The sequence below is a fragment of the Pseudomonas sp. PvP089 genome (assembly GCF_017875165.1).
Lineage (GTDB): Bacteria > Pseudomonadota > Gammaproteobacteria > Pseudomonadales > Pseudomonadaceae > Aquipseudomonas > Aquipseudomonas fortuita.
This window is the reverse complement of the sequence record NZ_JAGGME010000001.1, coordinates 3573872-3594511: the sequence shown is the minus strand read 5'-3', so window position 1 is coordinate 3594511 and position 20640 is coordinate 3573872. Positions and strand designations below refer to the sequence as shown.

Genomic DNA, 20640 nt, shown 5'->3' with positions numbered 1-20640 from the left:
GAATTACTTTTGGATAAAGTTATGCGTGTTGGTTATTTTATTGCGATTGAGTTGCCAAGGGCTGCTGCGCAGCCCAATCGCGACGCAAGGCCGCTCCCGCAAGCGCTTGCGCTTTCGGCTCACCCGCAGAGTTGCTGCCCTGCCACCCGGCCAAACTGCTCAACCGGCTCCTGCAGGTTGCCCAGGTAGCGCGGGTGGAACAACCACAAATCCACCTGCGGCTTGAAATCCGTCACATTGACCACGTCCAGTGCATCGCGGTGGCGGCTGTTCTGCAACAAGGGCTCGGGCACCAGCCCAAGCCCTTGCCCATTGGCCACCAGCCCGAGCTGCAGCTCGGTGCCGAAGGTCTCCAGGTTGATCGACAGTCTCAGCCCCTGTTCGCTCAGGGCGCGCTGCAGCCCGGCGCGAAAGCCGCAACCATCGGGGTTGAGTACCCACCCACGGGTGTAGCAGTCCTTGAGTTTGAGGCTGCGCTTGCCGACAGTGCCCTTGGCCGCCACCACGCGCAGCGGCATGCGTGCGATCGACTGGCTGGCGATGCCCTCGGGGAAGATCTTGCCGGGCGGGAACAGTGCCGCGGCGCCATCCAGCTCGCCGTTTTCCATGCGTGCGATCAGGCTGCTGCCCCAGCCACTGGTGACCTGGGTGCGCAGGTCGGGATAGGTTTCACGAATTTGTGCCAAGGCATCGAGCAGCACCACATCGCCAAGGGTTTGCGGCACGCCCAGGCGCAGGGTCCCGGACGGGGCACCGTCGTTGGCCACCAGTTCACGCAGCGAGTCGATCTCACGCAAGATCGCCTTGCACTGCTCGTACACCCGCAGGCCCATGGGGGTCGGCTTCAGCGGCTTGGTGTTGCGGTCGAGCAGGGTGGCGCCCAGGTCTTCCTCGAAGTTTTGCACCCGGCGGGTGATGGCCGGCTGGGTCAGTTGCAGGGCCTCGGCGGCGAGGTTGGTCGACTGGCAACGGATGACCGCCACGAAGGCGTCCATGTCATCGATTTTCATATTCGGCGCTCACATATTGGGGCGGTGGGACATACCGTAGGAGAATAATCCTCAATGGCCGGGTTGTCACAGCGCCTGTGCATCTCACGCGCTCTCGCGGGCAATCAACTCACACGCCAACAGGTTAAGCCGTTGCACCTCACCCTCACACGCTACCACCCCCAGGTGCTGCAGCACCCGCAACGCCGCCAGTTCGCCAATTGCCCGCGAGGGCGGGCGCAGGGTGGTCAGGCTGGGCAACAGCATGTCGGCAAAGGGGTAGTCGCCAAAGCCGACGATGGCCATGTCTTCGGGCAGGCGCAAACCGGCGCGCTGGCCCGCCAGGAGGGCGCCGGCAGCCAGGTTGTCATTGGCGAAGATGATCGCTTCGGGCCGTGGCTGGCGACGAATCAATGCTTCCATTGCCTGCTTGCCCGCCTCGAACGGTGCGCAGTCGGTTGAGGGCACGAACACCCAAGGCTCCAGCCCGGCTTCATGCAATGCCGCAATATAGCCATCGCGCCGCTCCAGCGCACTCAGGTCGCCGGCCGCACTGTTTTGCACGAAGGCAATGCGCCGGTGGCCCTTGTCCAGCAGGTAGCGGCAGGCCTGCACGCCTACCTGGTGATGAAGGAAACCCACTTGCAAGGGCGCCCGCTCAGGGCGGTAGTCCCAGATTTCCACGACGGGCACGTCTGCGTCGGCCAGCATCTTTTCCGTGGCCGGGCTGTGGAAATGGCTGGTCACCACCAACGCTGCCGGCGACCAGCCGAGAAAGGCCCGTACTGCGCTTTCTTCTTGCGCTTCGCTGAAATAACTGGAGGCCAGCAATAACTGGTAGCCGTGGCTGCTGAGGGTGTCGCTGAACGCCTGGATAGTCTGGGCGAAGATCGGCCCGGAGATATTCGGGATCACCATGCCGACAATGCGCCCACGGGCCGAGGCCAGCCCACCAGCGACCAGGTTGGGCACATAGCCCAGCGCCTGCACGGCGGCTTCGATACGCTCGCGTAAAGGCGGCGAAACCTGGTCTGGCTGGTTGAAGTAGCGCGACACGCTGATGGCCGAAACCTCAGCGGCCCGTGCCACCTCGGCGAGGGTGACACGGCCTGCGCCACGGCGCTTGCGGGGGGGATCCTTGGCCTGGCTCACCGGGCTGCCTCCTGGGGAAATGGCGCGATGGTAGCGCTAACGGGAAGTGGCTTGGCAAATAGCTTTATTGCATATCAATCTGACTTTTAAGTATTTGACGTGCTAAGCAACGCCCTCTGATACTTGCCAATGTTAGCGCTAACAAGCGCAGCTGTTGGCAACCGCCTGCCACTCGCACGAGCGAGACCAGACAACCACAGCAACTTCGTGTCGGCCCCGTCAGATGGGGCCTGGTCTGGTTTCCCGAGGCAGTGAGCACCATGCACAAAAGCCGTACACCGTTCCCCGCTACGCAACGTCGGCCATTGGCCGCAGCCATCTTGCTGGCCGCTTTTGGCCAAGGTGCCCAAGCAGCCGAACCGGCCGAAGCGGGGGTTGCGCAGGCCGCTGCATTAGGCGCGGTCACCGTCACCGCCACGCGCCGCGAAGCCACGCTGCAGGAAGTGCCGGTGGCGGTGTCGGTTATCGATGGCGAACAGCTGGAGCGCGACAACCGCAACAACGTTGCCAGCATCGTCCAGCAGGTGCCTACCCTCAATTACCGCGCCGGCGCCTCGAACAAGGACACCTCGCTGTTCATCCGTGGTGTGGGCACCATTTCTACCTCGCCCGGCGTCGAGCCCACCGTGGCGACGGTGGTCGATGGCGTGGTGTTCGGCCGCCCGGGGCAGTCGACCCTCGACCTGCTCGACCTCGAACGCATCGAGGTATTGCGCGGGCCACAGGGCACCCTGTTTGGCAAGAACGCCTCGGCGGGTGTACTCAACGTGGTCAGTAAGGCCGTCCCCGAACAGACCCAGGGCTATGTGGACTATTCGCACTTTGGCGCTGGCGACGAGAACCGCCTGCGTTTTGGGATTGGCGGGCGTCTGAGCGAGCAGTTCAAGGGTTCGTTGAGCACCTTGTGGGGCGACTACGATGGCAATGTCGAGAACGTTGCCAATGGCCACGACGTCAATGGCTATGCACGCAAAGGCGCCCGCGGCAAGCTGGAGTTCGAGCCCAACGAAGACGTGCGCCTGACCCTGATCGCCGACTACATGAAGGGCGAGGACACCTTGCCCAGCGGCGTCATCACCAGCGCCAGTGCCGCATTTGCCAGCCAGTTGCGCCCGGTGACGCCAAGTGCCCACAACCGCGACATCAACAGCGACTTCAAGACCCACGTCGAGGACGAGAACCAGGGGCTTTCGGCGCAACTGGACTGGCAGCTGAGCGACTACACCCTGACGTCGATCAGCGCCTGGCGGGGCTGGGACAACACCCAGTACCAGGACGGCGACCGGCGTGCCTTGCTGCCGATCACGGCGTCCCATGACAAGGGCACGGTGGACTATGACCAGTACAGCCAGGAGTTTCGCCTGACCTCGCCCAAAGGGCAGTTCAACGAATATGTGCTGGGCGCCTTCTACATGCATGGCACGTCCAACGAGACCTACCAGCGCCTGTCGGTCAATGGCGGCGTGGCCAACCGTGGCCGCGCCGACTATTCCACCACCAACGACAGTGTCGCGCTGTTCGGTGAAAACACCTTCAACTTCACCGATGACCTGCGTGCCATTTTCGGCCTGCGCTGGACCCACGACGACCTTGAGTACGATCATCGCCGCGTCTCCACCTCGGCCAGCGCAGTGACCGGTATCCAGCCTTCGACCGCAAGCTCCGGCTCGGTTGACGAGGACGGCTGGAGCGGAAGGACCGGCCTGCAATATGATTTCAATGACAACCTGACCGGTTATGTCACGTACTCGCGCGGCTACAAAGGGCCGGCCTATAACGTGTTCTTCAACATGCAGCCGCGCGACACCGAGGCACTCAAGCCCGAAACGTCGGATGCGTACGAAATCGGCTTGAAAAGCACGGCGCTGGATAATCGCCTGACCGCCAACCTGGCCGTATTCCATACCGACTACGACAACTACCAGGCCAACTTCTTCGACACCGTGGCCAACCAGGTGGTAACCCGCCTGGTCAACGCCGGCAAGGTCAAGACCCAGGGTGTGGAGCTGGATGCCAGCTTCCAGGCCACCTCGCGGCTGAAGCTGTCGACAGCCGTGGCCTACACCAAGGCCCGTGTCGATCACTTCAATTGCCCGGCGGGTGCGGCGGCCAACTGCAACATCGATGGCGGTCGCCTGCCGTTCACGCCCGACTGGAAGACCTACCTGCGCGCCGATTACGTGATCCCGCTGGACAACGGCCTGGATGTGGAGCTGAGCAGCGATTACAGCTGGCAGGACGCCGTGCAGTTCAGCCTCGACCAGAACCCGGACACCGTGCAGGGCGCCTATGGCATCTGGAACGCCAGCATTGCCCTGGCCGATTACAACGACGGCTGGCGCGTAGCCCTGTTGGGCAAGAACCTGGGCGACAAATCGTATGCGCAGATGCTGGCCAGTGGCGGCGACTACATCTACCGCTCAGTACCGCGGGATGACGGGCGCTACTTCGGTGTGCAACTGCGCAAGGATTTCTGAGTGGCGGCCTGTGGCCTGTACCGGCCTCATCGCCGGCAAGCCAGCGCCCACAGGTACAGCGCAGCCTGAATGAATTGCGTGCTCCCTGTGGGAGCCGGCTTGCCGGCGATGGGCCGCAAAGCGGCCCCAATCGAGATTTCAAGGAGAACAACATGCCCCGCCAAATGAATCTGGGCGCCTTCCTCATGGCTACCGGTCACCACGTGGCCGCCTGGCGCCACCCGGACGTACCGGCCGACCCGCTGGATTTCGCCACCTACAAGCGCACCGCACAAATCGCCGAAGCCGCGTGCTTCGATGCCTTGTTCGTCGCCGACAGCGTCGCCGCGCCCAGCGACCCGGTGGCCAGCCACAGTGCCCGCTCGGTGTACTTCGAACCACTGACCCTGTTGTCGGCGCTGAGTGCAGTCACCGAACGCATCGGCCTGATCGCCACAGCCACCACCAGTTACAACGAGCCGTACCATGTGGCACGCAAGTTCGCCTCGCTGGATCACCTGTCCGCAGGCCGTGCCGGCTGGAACCTGGTCACCTCCGACGCTGCCGCCGAGGCCGGCAACTTTGGCCGCCAGACGCACATCCCACATGCCGAGCGTTACGCCCGCGCCCGCGAATTCCAGCAGGTGGTGCAAGGGCTTTGGGACAGCTGGGCCGATGATGCGTTCGTGCGCGACAAGGCCAGTGGCCTGTTCCACCACCCGCAGGCGGTGCGTACCCTTGACCATGTGGGCGAGCACTTTCGCGTCAAAGGCCCACTCAATGTGGCCCGCTCCCCACAGGGGCGACCTGTGCTGGTGCAGGCTGGCTCGTCCGAAACCGGCCGCGAGCTGGCTGCACAAAGCGCCGAGGTGGTGTTCACCGCCCAGCCGAGCCTGGCCCGGGCACAAGCTTTTTACGCCGACCTCAAGGGCCGCCTGGCGCGTCATGGGCGGGATGAGCAATCGCTGAAGATCATGCCCGGCGTGTTCGTGGTGGTGGGGCAAAGCCAGGCGCAGGCCGAGGACAAGTACGAACAGTTCCAGGCGCTGGTCGACCCGCGGGTCGGCGTTGGCCTGCTCGGGCGCATGCTCGGTAACTTCGACCTCTCCGGCTACCCGCTGGACAGCCCGCTGCCAGCGTTGCCGCCTACCGAGGATGGCCAGCGCAGCCGCCAGCAACTGCTGACCGAACTGGCCGGTAACGAACAGCTGACCCTGGCCCAGCTGGGCCGGCGCATCGCCGGTGGGCGAGGGCACTACAGCCTGGTCGGCACCCCGACGCAGATCGCCGATGAGCTGCAAGCCTGGTTCGAAGGCGGCGGCGCCGATGGCTTCAACGTGCTGGTGCCGCACCTGCCCCTGGGCCTGGAAGACTTCGCTGTGCAGGTGGTGCCCGAGTTGCAGCGGCGCGGCCTGTTCCGCCGTCAGTACCAGGGCCACACCCTGCGCGAGCACCTGGGCCTGCAGCGCCCAGCCAACCCTTACTTTGCCGAACGAGGCCAACCATGAGCTACACCGCCAACCCCGAGCGCTATGCGCGCATGCCTTACCGTCGTGTCGGTCGCAGCGGCCTGGTGCTGCCGGCCCTGTCCCTGGGCCTGTGGCACAACTTTGGCGATGCCACGCCCATCACCACCCAGCGCGCCTTGCTGCACACGGCGTTCGATGCCGGTATCAACCATTTCGACCTGGCCAACAACTACGGCCCGCCCTATGGCAGTGCCGAGACCAACTTCGGCCGGCTGCTGCGCGAGGACCTGCGCAGCTACCGTGACGAGCTGATCATTTCCAGCAAGGCCGGCTGGGACATGTGGCCGGGACCTTATGGGCAGGGCGGCAGCTCGCGCAAATACCTGATCGCCAGCCTGGACCAGAGCCTGGCGCGCCTGGGCCTGGATTACGTTGACATCTTCTATTCGCACCGCTTCGACGCCGATACCCCGCTGGAAGAAACGGCCATCGCACTGGCCGATATCGTGCGCCAGGGCAAGGCGCTGTACATCGGCATTTCGTCCTACTCGGCCGGAAAGACCGCTGAAATTGCGGCGTTGCTGCAAGCCCTGAAGGTACCGCTGCTGATCCACCAGCCGTCGTACAACCTGTTCAACCGCTGGATCGAACGGGACCTGCTCGACACCACCGATGCCTTGGGTGCCGGGGTGATTGTATTCACTGCCCTGGCCCAGGGCCTGCTCAGCGACAAATACCTCAATGGCATCCCGACCGACGCCCGGGTGAACCGTGCGGGTGGTGGCTCGCTGTTGCCCCAGCACTTGTCGCAAGCCAACATCGCCCGCGCACGCGCCCTGAACGACATTGCCCGCCAGCGTGGCCAGAGCCTGGCCCAACTGGCACTTGCCTGGACACTGCGCGACCCAAGGGTGAGCTCTGCGCTGATTGGTGCCAGCCGGCCCGAGCAGATCACCGAGAACGTGGCCGCGCTCGACAACCTGGCCTTCACGGCCGAAGAACTGGCCGCCATCGACCAGTACGCTGTGGAAGGCGGGATCAACTTGTGGGAAAAACCCTCGACCGACTGGAAGGAATGACCCATGCGCTTACTACGCTTTGCCATGCTGCTGATGCTGGCCTTGGCCGGCGCGGCCCAGGCCGCAGACCCGGCCACCTTGCGTATTGGCTATCAGAAGGGCTCGATCAGCCTGGTGCTGGCAAAGCAGCATCGGCTGCTGGAGCAACGCTTTGCCAGCACCCGCGTGCAATGGATCGAGTTTCCCGCGGGCCCGCAGATGCTTGAAGCATTGAACATCGGCAGCCTTGATATTGGCTCTACCGGTGATATTCCGCCGATCTTCGCCCAGGCCGCCGGCGCCGACCTGTTGTACCTGGGGGCCGAGCCGCCCAAGCCGCAGGCTGAAGTGATCCTGGTGCCGAAAGACAGCCCAATCAGGGCAGTAGGGGAGCTCAAGGGCAAGCGTATTGCCCTGCAGAAGGGTTCCAGCGCCCACAACCTGCTATTGCGTGCCTTGGCCAAGGCCGGGCTGAGCATTGGTGATGTTCAGCCAGTGTGGCTGGCGCCTGCCGATGCCCGGGCGGCATTCGAGCGGGGCAGCGTGGATGCCTGGGCAATCTGGGACCCGTTCTACTCCGCCATCGACCTGGAGGGTAAGGCGCGTCTGCTGGCCGACGGCCAAGGGTTGGGGCTGATTGGGCCGTTCATGCTGGGTTCACGCACCTATGTCGAAGCCAATGGCGCCTTTGTCGGGCAATTGCTGGACGAAATCAGCCGGGCCGAGGCACTTACCCGCAGCGACGAGGCTGGGAGCATCCACGTGCTGGCACAGTTCATGGGTTTGCCAGAAGCGGTGGTGCAGCGCAGTTTCAGCCACCGGCCGGCGTCACCCGTGCTGCCGGTGAGTGATGAGATCGTGGCGGCGCAGCAGCGTACGGCACAGTTGTTCTTCGACAACAAGGTACTGCCCAAGCGGGTCGACATTGCCGGGGCAGTGTGGCGGCGGCAGTAACTTTACCTGCCCGGGCCCTATCGCCGGCAAGCCAGCTCCCACAGGATTAGCAGTGCCCTAAAGGGTTATACAGTACCTGTGGGAGCTGGCTTGCCGGCGATAGGGCCGCATCAGCAAGCGTGTCACCCGCGGGCGAATGCCGCCAGCTTCTCGCCATCCAGCCGGTAGCGGACCCACTCATCCTGCGCCTCGGCCCCCAGCTTCTGATAGAAGCCGATCGCCGGCTCGTTCCAGTCCAGCACGCTCCATTCCAGGCGCCCGCAATTGTTCGCCACCGCCTCGCGGGCAATATGTCGCAGCAGTTGCCGGCCAGCACCGTCGCCACGCTGTTCAGGCGTGACATACAGGTCTTCCAGATAAATACCGTTGCGCCCGAGCCAGGTCGAGTAGCTGTAGAAGTACACGGCAAAACCGACTGCCCGGCCACCGCGTTCGCACATCAGACTACGCACTGTGCTGCCCTCGTCGAACAGGCTGTGCTCGATGTCGGCCAGGGTGGCGACCACCTCGTGGCGGGCACGTTCATACTCGGCCAGCTCGGTAATGAAGGCCAGGATCTGCTCGGCATCGGTGCGAACGGCTGGGCGAATGGTGAGGCTCATGGTGACGGCTTCCTTGATCCGGGTTAGCGGTACAGTGATGTGTATCTGAATAATTTAATATAACTGTATCGGTCGCTAGAGAGGGCGACTCCGTTAGTGTGACAGCACCTATAACGAAAGTGGAATGCCCGCCATGCTTGCCTCTGCCGACCTGTTGATCGCTTTCGTGCTGTTTGCCTTTGTATCGTCCATCACTCCCGGCCCCAACAACACCATGTTACTGGCCTCGGGGGTGAACTTCGGCGTGCGTCGTTCGGTCCCTCATGCCCTGGGTATCAGCATCGGTTTCATGGTCATGGTGCTGGCCGTGGGCTTGGGCCTGGGTGAAGTGTTCAAGGCCTGGCCGCCGCTGTACACGGCGCTGCGCTATACCGGCGCCGCCTACCTGCTGTATCTGGCCTGGAAAATAGCCACTTCCGGGCCAGTCGGCACGGCCTCCTCGAGCGCCCGCAAGCCGCTGGGGTTCTGGGGCGCAGCGGCGTTCCAGTGGGTCAACCCCAAGGCCTGGGTCATGGCGGTGGGTGCGATTACCACCTACACACCGGCGCAAGGCTATGTGACCAACGTGATCGTCATCGCCGCCTTGTTTGCCTTGGTCAACCTGCCTAGCGTCGGTGTGTGGCTAATGTTCGGCAGCGCCCTGCGCAACGTATTGCAGAATCCGCGCTGGCTGATGCTGTTCAATGTCCTGATGGCCTTGTTGCTGGTGATTTCACTCTACCCGCTGCTGTTTGTAGAATCGGCGTTTTCTTAGCCCCGCGAGTGAAGCAAGCCGATGCAGTTGATACCCTGGTCCCACGAATGCGCCGAAGGTTTCACCCTGCGTGGCTGGCGAACACCTGTCAGTGGCAAGCCGTTGCTGCATTTTTTGCACGGCAATGGCTTCTGTTGCCTGGCCTACCAACCGTTGCTGATGCGTCTGGGCGAACATTTCGACCTGTGGCTTTGCGACGTTCAGGGGCATGGCGACAGTGACCATGGTGGGGTGTTTCGGGGGTGGAACCGTACTGCCGAGCTGGCAGTGGAAGCCTTTCAGGCCGGGCGTGGCGAGTACGGCGATGTGCCGCGGTTTGCCGTGGGGCACAGCTTTGGCGGCGTGCTTACGGGCCTGATCCTGGCCGCTGAACCTGAGCTGTTCGAGCGTGCGGTGTTGCTAGACCCCGTGTTGTTCAGTCGTCGCATGCTGGGTGTGATGGGCGCGGCAGCACTGGTTGGCCTGCACCAGCGTCATGCATTGGCACGCAAGGCCGCCAGCCGCCGCAGCCACTGGCCTGATCGCGAGGCAGCGCTAGCCTTGCTGCAAGGGCGGGGCATCTTCAAGGGCTGGACCGATGCAGCGCTGCAGGCTTATGTCGAACACGCCATCGGCGATTGTGGCGATGCAGTGGTGCTCAAGTGCCGGCCCAGCCGGGAAGTGGAAATCTTCAGTTCATTCCCCAAACGCATGTGGGCGCGCCTTGCAGCGATCAGCACGCCGACACGGATTCTGTATGGCGAACAGACGTATCCCTTCGTGCCACATTCGGTGAACCGCCTGGCCACGCTCAACCGGCATGTAACCGCCCGGCAAGTTGCCGGTGGGCACTGTTTCATGCAGGAAGACCCGGCCATGGCGGCCGAGCAGGTACTCGCTTTCTTGCCGGGCTGACTGTTCCATAGGTAGAACGATGTATGCCGAATAACCCGTCTACCGCCTGATTCGTATCATTGATAAGGTTATCCCAGCCAAGAGAGGAGCCTTCTCATGAAAAACATTCTGGGTATCCACCGCAGCCCACACGCCCATTGGGTAGGTGATGGTTTTCCCGTGCGCAGCCTGTTCACTTACGACAACCTGGCCAGCCGGATCAGCCCGTTCCTGCTGCTGGACTACGCTGGCCCCCATGACTTCACCCCGACCACGGCGCGGCGCGGCGTTGGCCAGCACCCGCACCGCGGCTTCGAGACCGTGACCATCGTCTATCAGGGCGAGCTGGAACACCGTGACTCCACGGGTGCTGGCGGCCTGATCGGGCCAGGTGATGTGCAGTGGATGACCGCCGCCAATGGCATCATCCATGAGGAGTTCCATTCCCCGGGCTTTGCCCGCAGTGGCGGTACCCTGGAAATGGTCCAGTTGTGGGTCAACCTGCCCGCGCGTGACAAACGTGCAGCGGCCGGCTACCAGACGCTGTTGGCCAGCGACATCCCGGTGGTAGCGCTGGAGGGCGACGCCGGTAGCTTGCGGGTGATTGCCGGCGACTACAAGGGGCACCCAGGGCCGGCGCGGACCTTTACCGCGATGGATGTGTGGGACCTGCGGCTCAATGCCGGCACGGCCTTGCAGCTGCCGGTTGCTGTCGGTCGCAACGCGGCGCTGGTGGTGTTACGCGGTAACGTGCGCATCAATGGCGAGCGCGACGCTGGCCCGTCCAGCCTGGTACTGCTGGACCGGGACGGGGAGGATGTCACCGTGCAGGCTCTGGAGGGCACCAGTGTGCTGGTGCTCAGCGGCGAGCCGATTGACGAGCCGATCGTCGGTTACGGTCCATTCGTGATGAACAGCCAGGCGGAGATTGCCGAGTCGTTCGACGATTTCCATGCCGGGCGGTTTGGGCAGATGCAGGATGAACGGGAAGGGGCCGGCCATTGAACCGTGGCTAGTGATACCGGCACCGCTCGTCGTTAAGTCAGGCTTTGCATTCGAACCCTCGGCCCGCGAGCGCAATCTTCCACTAAGGTGCTAAGGGATTCCCCGCATCATCATTGCCCCGGCGCATGGACGCCTGCCAGGGCATGGGCAATATCAATTGGCGCCCCGCCCGATAAAGGCGTACTCACTCACAACAGGCCATCGCACAGAGAGGGTCGTACCATGTCGTTGATTGGAGTTTCGATGCTGGAGATGCGGCAGATGATCGAGCAGGCATGCCTGCCCGACCGCTGTGAAGTCAGCTGCCCGGACGGCGCCAACCTGACCATCCGCCTGGGTCAGGGCCAGAGTCTCGAAAAGAGCGTGACCCTCAGTGGGGTTCCGTTGCACAACCTTAACAGTTGCCGTGACCTGGTCCACCTCGTGGGGCAGTTGCATGCGCTGCGCAACAGCCACCCGGCGCCACTCAGGTCGCATGCTTGAGTGCACCTGGTTTGCCCCGGTCAGCCCAGGTTGGCCGGGCGCACGTATTCTGGCATCAGGCCGTTGAACCAGAACAGAACCATCGCCACGAGCAGGGTTACCAAAACCAGAAGCCCCACGCCCCACACGCATGTCGCGAACAGCATTGCCTGTTCCTTTTTAAGCCGCAGGAATGTCTGCAAACCGCCATACAGCAAGACGCTTGCATAGGCCGAAGCGGCCATTAGCGCGACGAAGGCCAACCAGCGAATCGGCAGCAGCCCGACTACCCCGGCGAAGAACCACGGCGTGGCGCAGTAGGCGGCAAAACCGATGCACTGGCTCAGGCTTGGATGTGCGTCGAACCCTCGTGACATCCAGCGGATCATCACCCCCATCAGCATCACGCCCACAACGGTGGTGGCATACAGCAGCCCCGCCAGTTGCGCGGCGCTACCCATGCCAAGGCGTACCCGCTCCTCGGCCGCCAGGCTCCAGCCGAAGGTGGTCGTGCCAATGAACAGGCACACGGCGGGTATCAGTGCCAAGGCCAGCAGCCGCGGCAGGTATTGCTGTGGGTGGTCTTCTTCGGCCCGACGAATATCCAGCCAGGCGTCGGCGGGGTGGGTGAAGAGCTTGAGCAATGGACTGTTCATGGCATTCTCCGGCGGGCAGAGGCCCTTTTGCTATGGAGAGACGCCGCGGTCGGCCGGTTCAGCTGGTTTAGCTGCCGTTGATCGGCTTACTGTAGCTCGAGCAGCAGGTTGAGGCCGCCATCGCCGCACTTGCCTTTGTCGCGAACCACCCCATGATAACTGCGCCCATCCCAGACGAAGGCCACACTGTGGGCACGGTCGACCTTGTCAGGCAGCGGCGGGCAGATATGCAGACGCAGCCCCGCTCGACCTTGAAGGTTGAGATCGGCCAGCTGGCACTGGCATTCCACGCTCTGCGCCACTGGGCCGAAAAGGGTGTCGCGTACGTAATCGAGCTGCAGCGAGGCGTTGGGGGCACGGCCAGGCATCTTCATCGGTAAGTGGCTCCGTGGCAACGGTTTGAGGGGCTAAGTGGGTTCGACATGGCAGGCTCCAGGCAAGGAAGGCGGCTTGATATTTGAAGCTTGCCTGGCCTGGATGTTCAACATGTTTCATGTGAATTCATCTTGTTTTGCGCCGGGTGGTAGAAGCGGGGCCTGTTCAGGGCCCCGCCTTGCGCAATGTCAGGTTGATCCGCCGCTCGCCCATGCGCGGATGCACGCCGGGTTTGATGGGCAGCACGCCATGAAAGCGCAAGCGGTCCTCGCCGCCCCAGACCAACACATCGCCGTGGCTCAGGGGGATGCGACGGGGCTTGTCGGCGCGCTGCAGGCCGCCGAACAGGAACACTGCCGGCAGGCCCAGCGACACAGACACGATCGGCTGCCCGAAGTCCCGTTCGTCGCGGTCCTGGTGCAGGCTCAAGCGTGTGCCTGGCAGGTAATGGTTGACCAGGCAGGCATCCGGCACGAAGCCCTCGAAGCCGGCCAGCGCCGCAGCGCGGGCGGCGAGCGCGAGCAGAACCGGGGGCAGTGCAGGCCACGGCTTGCCACTGAGCGGATCGTTGGGGCTATAGCGGTAACCCTGTTCATCACTCACCCAACCCAAGGTGCCGCAGTTGGTCAGGTCTACAGCCATGCGTAGGCCACCGGGCGTGTGCATGTGCCGGAAGGGCGCTGCACGCAGCACCGGGCGCAGCGCATCGAGCAGCGGCTCGGTTTCGGCCAGGGCGAAGCCGGGCAAAAGCACGGTATGGCTGGCCAGGCGTTGTGGCTGGGGGCCGAACAGGTCTAGGTCGGACTGGATCATGGCACCGCACAGGTTCGAGGGAGTGGATATTGTATCCCTGCAATTGCAATCCCCGCAGGAGCATCCTTGTGCGGCGAAGAGGCCGGTATGCCTCCCAACGATGTGCCAGTCCTGCAGGCCCTTTCGCAGCACAAGGCTGATCCTGCAGGGAATGCATATACCGGGCAGAGGGTGTGAGCGAAAAAGGAACCGCGGCACCAGGGAGAGGAGCACCGCGGTTCAAGGGGGAGCGGGTTACTTTTGGGTCACGGTGGCCAGGTTTGCACTGCCCAGCTGAGTGATGGTGGCGGTTTGGGCGATACCACTCTGGTCGACGAACGCCTTGTTGCCCTGGCCTCCCTGGGTCACGTAGGCGACGTTGATGCTGTCAGTCTGTTTGATGGTGGCTTCGTTGCCGCTGCCGTACAGCTGGTTGGTGTAGCTCTGGTTGCTGTAGCCGGATTGGTCCAGGGTAATGGTGTTGCCGGTGCCCTGGCTGTTGCCGTAGGCATAGTTGTCGGTACCGCGCTGGTCGGCGATCAGGATGTTGTCGGTGCCGTTCTGCTCGAAATACAGCTCATTGTTGACGTCGTCCTGCTTGGTCTGCATCTGGTTGCCTTTGCCCGTCTGGGTCAGCGTGGCCACCTGGTCAGCGCCTTTTTGGGTCAGGTTGACGCCGTTGCCGTTGCCGGTCTGGTTGATGGTGGCACTTTGGTTGGTGCCGAACTGGCCACCCATCTTGGCGCCTTTCCAGTTGCTGGCGGTGATGCTGTTGCCATTGCCTTTGGTGTTGATGGTCAGGTTGAGGTTTTCACCATTCTGGTAGGTGAAATGCAGGTTGTTGTTGCCGGTCTGGGTGATGGTGGCGGTCGCGTTATTGGTTTCGAACTGGTCCGACCAACTGGCGTTGGCATTGCCTTGCTGCGTCAGGCTGACCTTGTTGCCGGTGCCGAAGCTCTGGTCGATATAGCCCTCGTTCGTCTGCCCGGTCTGGACCACGGAAGCCTGGCTACCGACCTGGGTGTCCTGCCACACTTCCACCGAGTTGCCGCCACCGTACTGGCCAATGCCAATGGTGCCACCGGTGCCCTCACGCTGGTCGCCGTAGGCCCAGTTGTCGTGGCCATCCTGGTAGACCTGGATGTCGCCATCGACATGGTTCATGTGCTCGGCGGCTGCATAGTTGTCCTGGCCGGTCTGGTTGACGGTACTGCGGTTGTTGCTGCCACCGAAGGTCTGCTCAAGGAAGGCCTCGTTGCGCTGGCCGGATTGCCAGCTGGTGGCTTTGCTGCCTTCCTGGGTGTCCTGCCACACGGTGGATTTGTTACCGACGCCTTGCTGGGTTTGCAGCGATTCGTTGTTCATCCCTACCGACTGGCTAGCGAAGGCATCGTTGTAGCTGCCCCCGGCAGTTTGGGTAATCTGGCTGCCGTTCTCGAACAGTTGCTCGGCGTAGCCGGCGTTGTACTGGCCGGTGGCGCTCTGCTGGATATCGCTGGTGCTCTCGGTTTGCACCGCCAGGTGGTTGTGACCTTTACCGGTCTGGTTCTGCGTGGCCGAAGCGAAGGATGCCTGGGTCTGGCTGACCGCGGCGATGTTGTCCTTGCCGTCCTGAGTCTGCGATGAGGTGCTGTCAGCAGCCATGGCCTGACCTGCGAGGGCCAGGACGATAGCGGCACTTAAAGGGGCGAGCTTGTACATGGTGGTGCCTCCAGGTCTATCGGTATTGTGTGATCTGCACATGTTGGCCATTGCCGGTCTGGCTCACGGAGCTGCTGAGGCCCGAACCGGACTGCACGATGCTGGCGCTGTTGTCGTTGCCGATCTGCTCGATGGCTGCGCTGTTGCTGCTGCCGCTCTGTCGGATCGACGCACTGTTGCCCTTTCCCTGTTGGCTGATGGTTGCCATCAGGTCACTGCCTTCCTGCAAGATGTACGCTTCCTGCGCACCGCCGGCCTGGACGATGCGGCCCAGCAGGGCCTGACCGTTCTGGTCGAGGGCGGCGCGGTTGCCTGACCCTTGCTGCTCGATCACTGCAGCCTGACCGGCGCCGACCGGTAGCAGGCGGATGATCACCGGTTCACCGAGGTCATTGCCGGGTGCAAGGTCGGCGTTGTCCATCAGGTCATCGGCCCAGCTGGCCTGGCCCGCCAGGGCCAGGCTGAACAGCAGTGGATACAGGCGCTTCATGGCGTTTCCCCGCCTTTACTGCACAACCACGTTGACGGTGCGGGTGGTACCCGGGCTGGTGTTGATGGTTGCCGTCGGCGCGGCGGTCGGGATGATCGTGGTGCTGTTGCTCACTGCCAGTCGCCAGCGGCCGGTCACGGGTACCGTGGTGGTACCCAGCGTTTGCACTCCGGTGGTAGTGGTGACCCGGACGGTGACAACGTTGCCCGTGGTTACCGATGAGGTACCGCTGATGTCCCAGTTGTACCGGTTGTTGGAGCGCGCCGTGACGGTGGCTGCCGTGACTGCGAAGGTTTCGGCGGCAGGCCGTGGCGACACGTTGACGGTGACCGTACCCGGGGTGGATAGCGCCCCCAGCGAGTCACGTGCCTGGTAGGTGAAGGTGGCGGTGAAGGCTGCAGTGACCGTGGCCGGTGGGGTGTAGGTGACGGTGGTGCCGTCGGTGCTGACCGTGCCCCGGCCGGCAGCCGGTTGGGTGACGGCAGCAACGGCCAGCGGCACGTTGCCCTCTGGATCGGTGTCGTTGGCCAGCACGTTGATGGTCAATGGCACGCCCAGGGTGGCGACGGTTTCCGGGTTGGCGGTCGGTGCCCGGTTAGGCGCAACGTTGATCGTGACCGTGGCCGGTTCCGACTTCAGGCCTTTGGAATCCACCGCCCGGTAGCTGAAGGTGGCCACCAGCGGTTGCGTAGCCCCGTCTGGCGGGGTGTAGGTAACCGAGGTGGTACCGTTGAGCACGACGCCGCCAAGGCCGGTACCGGGTTGGGTGAGGTCACTGATGGTCAGTGGCACGTTGCCGTCCGGATCACTGTCGTTCAGCAGCAGGTTGAGGGTAAGCGGGATACCGACACTGGTGCTTCCGATGTCAGCCTGGGCCAGCGGTGGCTGGTTGGCCGCCTCGACGGGGGCGTTGCCGACCACGAGCACCGGTTCTACGTCAGCACCACCATGGGCAGATTTGACTGTCACGGTGGCTGGCGGTTGCGCCACGTCGTTGATCGTGATGCTTTGCAGCGTGCCCGATTTCGACAGGCGGCCGTAACCCTGGGCGAGCATGTCGGGGATCGCTACCTCATCACTGGACCTGGCCTCGATCAGCAGGCGCTTGTTGGCCCAGTCATATCGCGCGGTACTGACCTTGACCACGTCGGTCAGCTTGCTCGACAACGCGGTCGGCTGGGTGCCGCCGGCACTGTTGCTGGCCGTGACCACTACCACCGCAGGCGGTGCAGTCTGGCCAAGCTGTTGGTGGAAGAACAGGCCGTTGTTGTCTGCCGTCAGGGTGAACTGGCAGGGCGATGGCGGCGTGCCGACCAGTGCCAGGCCATTGCGCATGCACAGGCTGGCCTCTTTCGGCGCTTTGGCGAACACTTCCACACGGGTACCGCTGCCATTGCGTGAGTAGGTGGCGCGCTCCAGGGTGACCGGGGTTTGCGCGCGTGGGTCCAGCACCTTGCCCGAGACCGTGAACAGCGCGGTCTCGATGCGACCGGGGGGGCCGTCGATGCGGATGAAGTTGGTGTTGAACGGGCTGCCGGCCACGGCTTCCGGCCGGTTAGGGTCGCCGATGAAGGTTTCGGTGGCGCCGGTGTCCGGATTGACTTCGGTGTAAGGCCCGCCCACCCCGCGCAGCCATGGCCCGAGAGCGCCATTGAGCGCCCCTGTGAAGTTGCCCGGTGCCCCAATGCCGATGTCGCGGGTGATGTTGATCGCTCGACGACCGGGCGTGGTGACGTTCACGGTCTCGACACCGTAGGGGTGTGTGATGGTGTATACACCGGCACGGGGTACCGAGACACGGATACGGATACGGGCGAAGCTCTGCTGGTCGCCGTCTACCGGGTTCTCGGCAGCAAAGGCTGCTTCCAGGCCGGCAACGTAGGCATCCAGTTCGTAGCCGCTGTTACCAACGGCAGGGATGGTGGCTTCGGCCAGGAACCAGAACATTTCTGGCGGCCAGTTGTCGGGGAACACCAGCGGCAATGCATCGTCGTAGATGCCGGGCTCTGGTAGCAGGGTGCACATGTAGGACGGTGCGGCCGGTGTGCCGGGCACCCGGGTACTGGTCGCGCGTGACTGGCACAGTTCCAGGGACTGGTTGAGGCTGTCCTTGTACCACATCGGGTAGCCGCCAGTGGCGAAGGTGTAGGGCCCCGGGTCGACATCAGACAACGCGGCAAAGGCGGCGCTGGTAACGGTGAGGGAAAAACCGGCGGCGAACAGCGCACGGCGCGACCAAGTGTTCATGCGGCCTCCTTGAAGGCTGAGCCTTTGTCTGTTCATGGCACCAGCACCACGTCTTCGGTGTCGCTACCCCCATTGGCACTGGTGACTTGCACCTTGGCCGGTGGGATGGGCGACAGGGTCATGCTCAACGTCTTCACGGCGCCGGTGCCGCCCAGGTTGCCGATCAACGTGCCGTTGCCGGTTTGTGCGGTGAGCACGGGCGGGGTGGTTTCGTCGCTGGTGCTGGCCACCAGGGTCAGCTCGCCGGTGGACAGGCGGTACTGGGCCTGAGTGATGGTGACCAGGTCGGTCAGCGGCATGTTGGTGGTGGTCAGGCTGCTGGTGGGGATCGACACGCTGTTGTCGGCGGTCAGTGTCACGAGGGTGCCGGCCGCCGGGTTCAGGGCCGACTGGGCGTACCAGGCGCCAGTGCCGTTGGCCTCGGTGAGGTTCAGGTTGGGCGTTTGGCTGGTCAGGGTGACGCTGGCTGGCGGCGGCGGGGCCATCACGAAGATGTCTTGCTGGGCGCGCAAGTCGCCGTTTTCGGTGTGCCGGGAGTAGGTGCTGCGCTGTGGCATCAGTGGGGTTGGCAGGGCCACTTCTGAAAGCTTGCCCGAAATGGCGAACAGTTCAGTGCGCAGGTCGATGCCGCCAGGGCCTTCGATGCGCACGAAGTTGGTGTTGAACGGGCTGCCGGTTACCCGTTCCTCAAGGTTCGGGTCACCGATGAAGCGTTCATTTCCTTCGGTGTAGGGGCCGTTGACACTGCGCAGGAAAGGCCCGACGTCGCCCTTCAGCGCGCCGGTGAAGTCGCCTGCGCCGGCGATGCCGATGTCGCGGGTCATGTTGATCGCCCGGCGGCCGGCGGCAGGCACATCGAACACTTCCACGCCGTAGGGGTGGGTGACCACGTAGGTGCCGGCGGTGGGTACATCGACCCGGATTCGCACCCGGGCGAAGCTGACCTGGTCACCCTCAACCGGTTCTTCGGCGGCAAATGCCGCTTCGATCGCCGTGCCGTAGCTGAGGTCGATGCCACGGGCGGCGTCGACGATGGCAGCGTCGGCGGTGAACCAGAATGCTTCGTCAGGGAAGTTGGTGGGAAAGGCGATGGGTTGGGTATCGTCGAACACGCCGGGTGTGGGCAGCAGCGTGCACATGTACGACGGTGCGCCGGGCGCGCCGGCAACCCTGGAGCTGACCGCCTTGGTCAGGCACAGGTCGAGGGTATGACCGTGGCTGTCCTGGTACCAGGCGGGGAAGCCGCCGTTGGCGGGAACGTATGCGCCTGGATCGACAGCATTCAAGGCAGCCTGCGCCGGGAGCTGGAGCATGCCGGCGAAAATCGCCACTGCCAGCGGGTGGGGTATCGGTCGGTGCATGAGTCAATTCCTCCTGCAAACGGGCCCATGGACTTGGGGCGTCTGGGAGGAGATCGGCAAGAGCTGTGCCAATACTTGAATTTTGCGGTGCGGGCCTTGTGGAGCAAGGGGGCGAGCCTTTTCGTGACGTATTCTGGAGGCGGCTGGTAATGGGCTGCGTTGCCCCAAGGTTGGGGATTGGGGCAAGTGATTCAAACCCAGTTTTCGCAGCAAATGTGGTTTTTGCTACATTGCACCGGCGGTCCCTTTCCCCTGCCGAGTCAAGCGATGCAACCCCTCGACCACCTTTCCCTGAGCCTGTTCATCGTCGTCTGCGAAGAAGGCACCATCGCCCGCGCTGGCGAGCGTGCATTCATGGCGCCCTCCGCCGTCAGCAAACGTATTTCTGACATCGAGGTACGCTTTGGCACTATCTTGCTCAGACGCAGCAAGCGCGGCGTTGAGCCTACCCCGGCGGGGCTGGCGCTGCTGCGCCATGCGCGGGAAATGACCCGCGCCATGGAGCGCCTGGACAGCGAGCTGAGCGAGTACGCCGAAGGCGCGCGCGGCCATGTGCGGGTGCTGGCCAATGTATCGTCGATCATGGAGTTTCTGCCCGAGGAACTGTCGGCGTTCATGCTGCAAAACCCACTGATCCAGGCCGATATCGAAGAGCGCTTCAGCCCCGATGTCGTTCGTGGCGTGGCCGAGGGCAATGCAGACCTCGGCATCTGCCGCAAATCCATGGCGTCGGGTGACCTGGAGTTCGTACCGTACCGGCAGGATCACCTGGCCGTGATCGTTGCTGCTGATCACCCGTTGGCCGGCCGCAGCCAGATTGCCTTCGAGGAAACCCTGAGTTACGACCACCTGGGTCTTTCGGCCTTCGCTACCTTGAACGCCTTCATGCGTAAAAGCGCCGCACAGGCGGGCAAAGAGTTGTGCTTTCGTTCGTATGTATCGTCGTTCGACGCGGCCTACCGGCTGGTGCAGTTCGGCCTTGGCCTGGCGGTGTTCCCGCAAGAAGCCGTGGCCCGCTATGCGGCGTTGTTCGACCTGCGGGTCATTCCGCTGACTGACGACTGGGCGCTTGGCGAATTCGTCATTTGCATGCGCGCCCGTCACACGCTCTCGCTGTCGGCACGGCGCCTGCTTGACCACCTGCTGCTGCGGGCACCGCCCTGGCAGGTGGCGGGCTGATCCATCGTGGCTGACGATGGATCAGCCCGTGAAACACGTCTTTTCTGCTCGTCATCCAGCTCTTA

Annotated in this window: 19 protein-coding genes; 9 read left to right on the top strand and 10 right to left on the bottom strand. The window is 63.4% G+C overall.

The features are described from left to right. Nucleotides 1-119 precede the first annotated feature (119 nt). Both J3A71_RS16435 and J3A71_RS16430 read right to left on the bottom strand, forming a co-directional pair. Complete coding sequence (locus J3A71_RS16435) at nucleotides 120-1010, bottom strand: LysR family transcriptional regulator (RefSeq protein WP_016486739.1); 891 nt, start codon at nucleotides 1008-1010, stop codon at nucleotides 120-122. An 84-nt stretch (nucleotides 1011-1094) separates the two neighbouring features. Then, nucleotides 1095-2141 carry a LacI family DNA-binding transcriptional regulator gene (locus tag J3A71_RS16430; protein ID WP_016486740.1) on the bottom strand — a complete coding sequence of 349 codons (1047 nt, stop codon included), beginning with the start codon at nucleotides 2139-2141 and terminating at the stop codon, nucleotides 1095-1097. Between the two features lie 260 nt (nucleotides 2142-2401). On the opposite strand from J3A71_RS16430, the gene J3A71_RS16425 reads away from it, so the two are divergent. The 4 genes from J3A71_RS16425 to J3A71_RS16410 all read left to right on the top strand — a co-directional run bounded on the left by J3A71_RS16425 (nucleotide 2402) and on the right by J3A71_RS16410 (nucleotide 8078). Then, nucleotides 2402-4618: a TonB-dependent receptor gene (locus J3A71_RS16425; RefSeq protein ID WP_096426034.1), complete on the top strand. Its 2217-nt coding sequence runs from the start codon at nucleotides 2402-2404 to the stop codon at nucleotides 4616-4618. 152 nt (nucleotides 4619-4770) lie between these two features. Next, a complete protein-coding gene (locus J3A71_RS16420; RefSeq protein ID WP_060516399.1) occupies nucleotides 4771-6105 on the top strand; it encodes an LLM class flavin-dependent oxidoreductase in 1335 nt (444 codons plus the stop codon). Continuing rightward, nucleotides 6102-7145, top strand: a complete 1044-nt coding sequence (gene mgrA, locus J3A71_RS16415; RefSeq protein ID WP_016486743.1) for an L-glyceraldehyde 3-phosphate reductase — start codon at nucleotides 6102-6104, stop codon at nucleotides 7143-7145. The genes J3A71_RS16420 and mgrA overlap by 4 nt, the downstream gene beginning before the upstream one ends. Nucleotides 7146-7148: 3 nt before the next feature. Then, nucleotides 7149-8078 (top strand): aliphatic sulfonate ABC transporter substrate-binding protein, encoded by a 930-nt coding sequence (locus J3A71_RS16410; RefSeq protein WP_096426035.1) that lies wholly within the window; start codon nucleotides 7149-7151, stop codon nucleotides 8076-8078. Nucleotides 8079-8200: 122 nt separating this feature from the next. Here the strand turns inward: J3A71_RS16410 and J3A71_RS16405 are convergent, their stop codons facing one another. After that, a complete protein-coding gene (locus tag J3A71_RS16405) occupies nucleotides 8201-8680 on the bottom strand; it encodes a GNAT family N-acetyltransferase (protein WP_096426036.1) in 480 nt (159 codons plus the stop codon). A gap of 124 nt (nucleotides 8681-8804) precedes the next feature. Between J3A71_RS16405 and J3A71_RS16400 the strand changes: the two genes are divergently transcribed. From J3A71_RS16400 to J3A71_RS16385, 4 genes are all read left to right on the top strand, one after another. Continuing rightward, nucleotides 8805-9434, top strand: a complete 630-nt coding sequence (locus tag J3A71_RS16400; protein ID WP_172901732.1) for a LysE family translocator — start codon at nucleotides 8805-8807, stop codon at nucleotides 9432-9434. A gap of 21 nt (nucleotides 9435-9455) precedes the next feature. Then, nucleotides 9456-10328, top strand: a complete 873-nt coding sequence (locus J3A71_RS16395; RefSeq protein ID WP_060516395.1) for an alpha/beta hydrolase — start codon at nucleotides 9456-9458, stop codon at nucleotides 10326-10328. A 96-nt stretch (nucleotides 10329-10424) separates the two neighbouring features. Next, on the top strand, nucleotides 10425-11312 hold the full coding sequence (locus J3A71_RS16390) for a pirin family protein (RefSeq protein ID WP_060516393.1): 888 nt from the start codon (nucleotides 10425-10427) through the stop codon (nucleotides 11310-11312). A 222-nt stretch (nucleotides 11313-11534) separates the two neighbouring features. After that, entirely contained in the window at nucleotides 11535-11795 is a 261-nt protein-coding gene (locus tag J3A71_RS16385) for a DUF1652 domain-containing protein (protein ID WP_023047905.1), read from the top strand. A 20-nt stretch (nucleotides 11796-11815) separates the two neighbouring features. Here the strand turns inward: J3A71_RS16385 and J3A71_RS16380 are convergent, their stop codons facing one another. The 7 genes from J3A71_RS16380 to J3A71_RS16350 all read right to left on the bottom strand — a co-directional run bounded on the left by J3A71_RS16380 (nucleotide 11816) and on the right by J3A71_RS16350 (nucleotide 19396). Next, on the bottom strand, nucleotides 11816-12430 hold the full coding sequence (locus J3A71_RS16380; protein ID WP_016486750.1) for a Yip1 family protein: 615 nt from the start codon (nucleotides 12428-12430) through the stop codon (nucleotides 11816-11818). Between the two features lie 86 nt (nucleotides 12431-12516). Then, nucleotides 12517-12804 carry a hypothetical protein gene (locus J3A71_RS16375; RefSeq protein ID WP_016486751.1) on the bottom strand — a complete coding sequence of 96 codons (288 nt, stop codon included), beginning with the start codon at nucleotides 12802-12804 and terminating at the stop codon, nucleotides 12517-12519. A 166-nt stretch (nucleotides 12805-12970) separates the two neighbouring features. Then, entirely contained in the window at nucleotides 12971-13618 is a 648-nt protein-coding gene (gene alkB, locus J3A71_RS16370) for a DNA oxidative demethylase AlkB (RefSeq protein ID WP_096426037.1), read from the bottom strand. A 234-nt stretch (nucleotides 13619-13852) separates the two neighbouring features. Continuing rightward, nucleotides 13853-15298 (bottom strand): curlin, encoded by a 1446-nt coding sequence (locus tag J3A71_RS16365; protein WP_096426038.1) that lies wholly within the window; start codon nucleotides 15296-15298, stop codon nucleotides 13853-13855. A 16-nt stretch (nucleotides 15299-15314) separates the two neighbouring features. Further along, nucleotides 15315-15788, bottom strand: a complete 474-nt coding sequence (locus J3A71_RS16360) for a curlin (protein WP_016486754.1) — start codon at nucleotides 15786-15788, stop codon at nucleotides 15315-15317. A 15-nt stretch (nucleotides 15789-15803) separates the two neighbouring features. After that, nucleotides 15804-18035 (bottom strand): Ig-like domain-containing protein, encoded by a 2232-nt coding sequence (locus J3A71_RS16355; RefSeq protein ID WP_096426039.1) that lies wholly within the window; start codon nucleotides 18033-18035, stop codon nucleotides 15804-15806. 32 nt (nucleotides 18036-18067) lie between these two features. Continuing rightward, the gene (locus J3A71_RS16350; RefSeq protein ID WP_096426040.1) at nucleotides 18068-19396 is read right to left on the bottom strand and encodes a hypothetical protein; all 1329 of its coding nucleotides are present in this window, start codon (nucleotides 19394-19396) and stop codon (nucleotides 18068-18070) included. A gap of 267 nt (nucleotides 19397-19663) precedes the next feature. On the opposite strand from J3A71_RS16350, the gene J3A71_RS16345 reads away from it, so the two are divergent. Beyond that, a complete protein-coding gene (locus tag J3A71_RS16345) occupies nucleotides 19664-20575 on the top strand; it encodes a LysR family transcriptional regulator (RefSeq protein ID WP_096426041.1) in 912 nt (303 codons plus the stop codon). The last annotated feature ends 65 nt before the right edge of the window (nucleotides 20576-20640 follow it).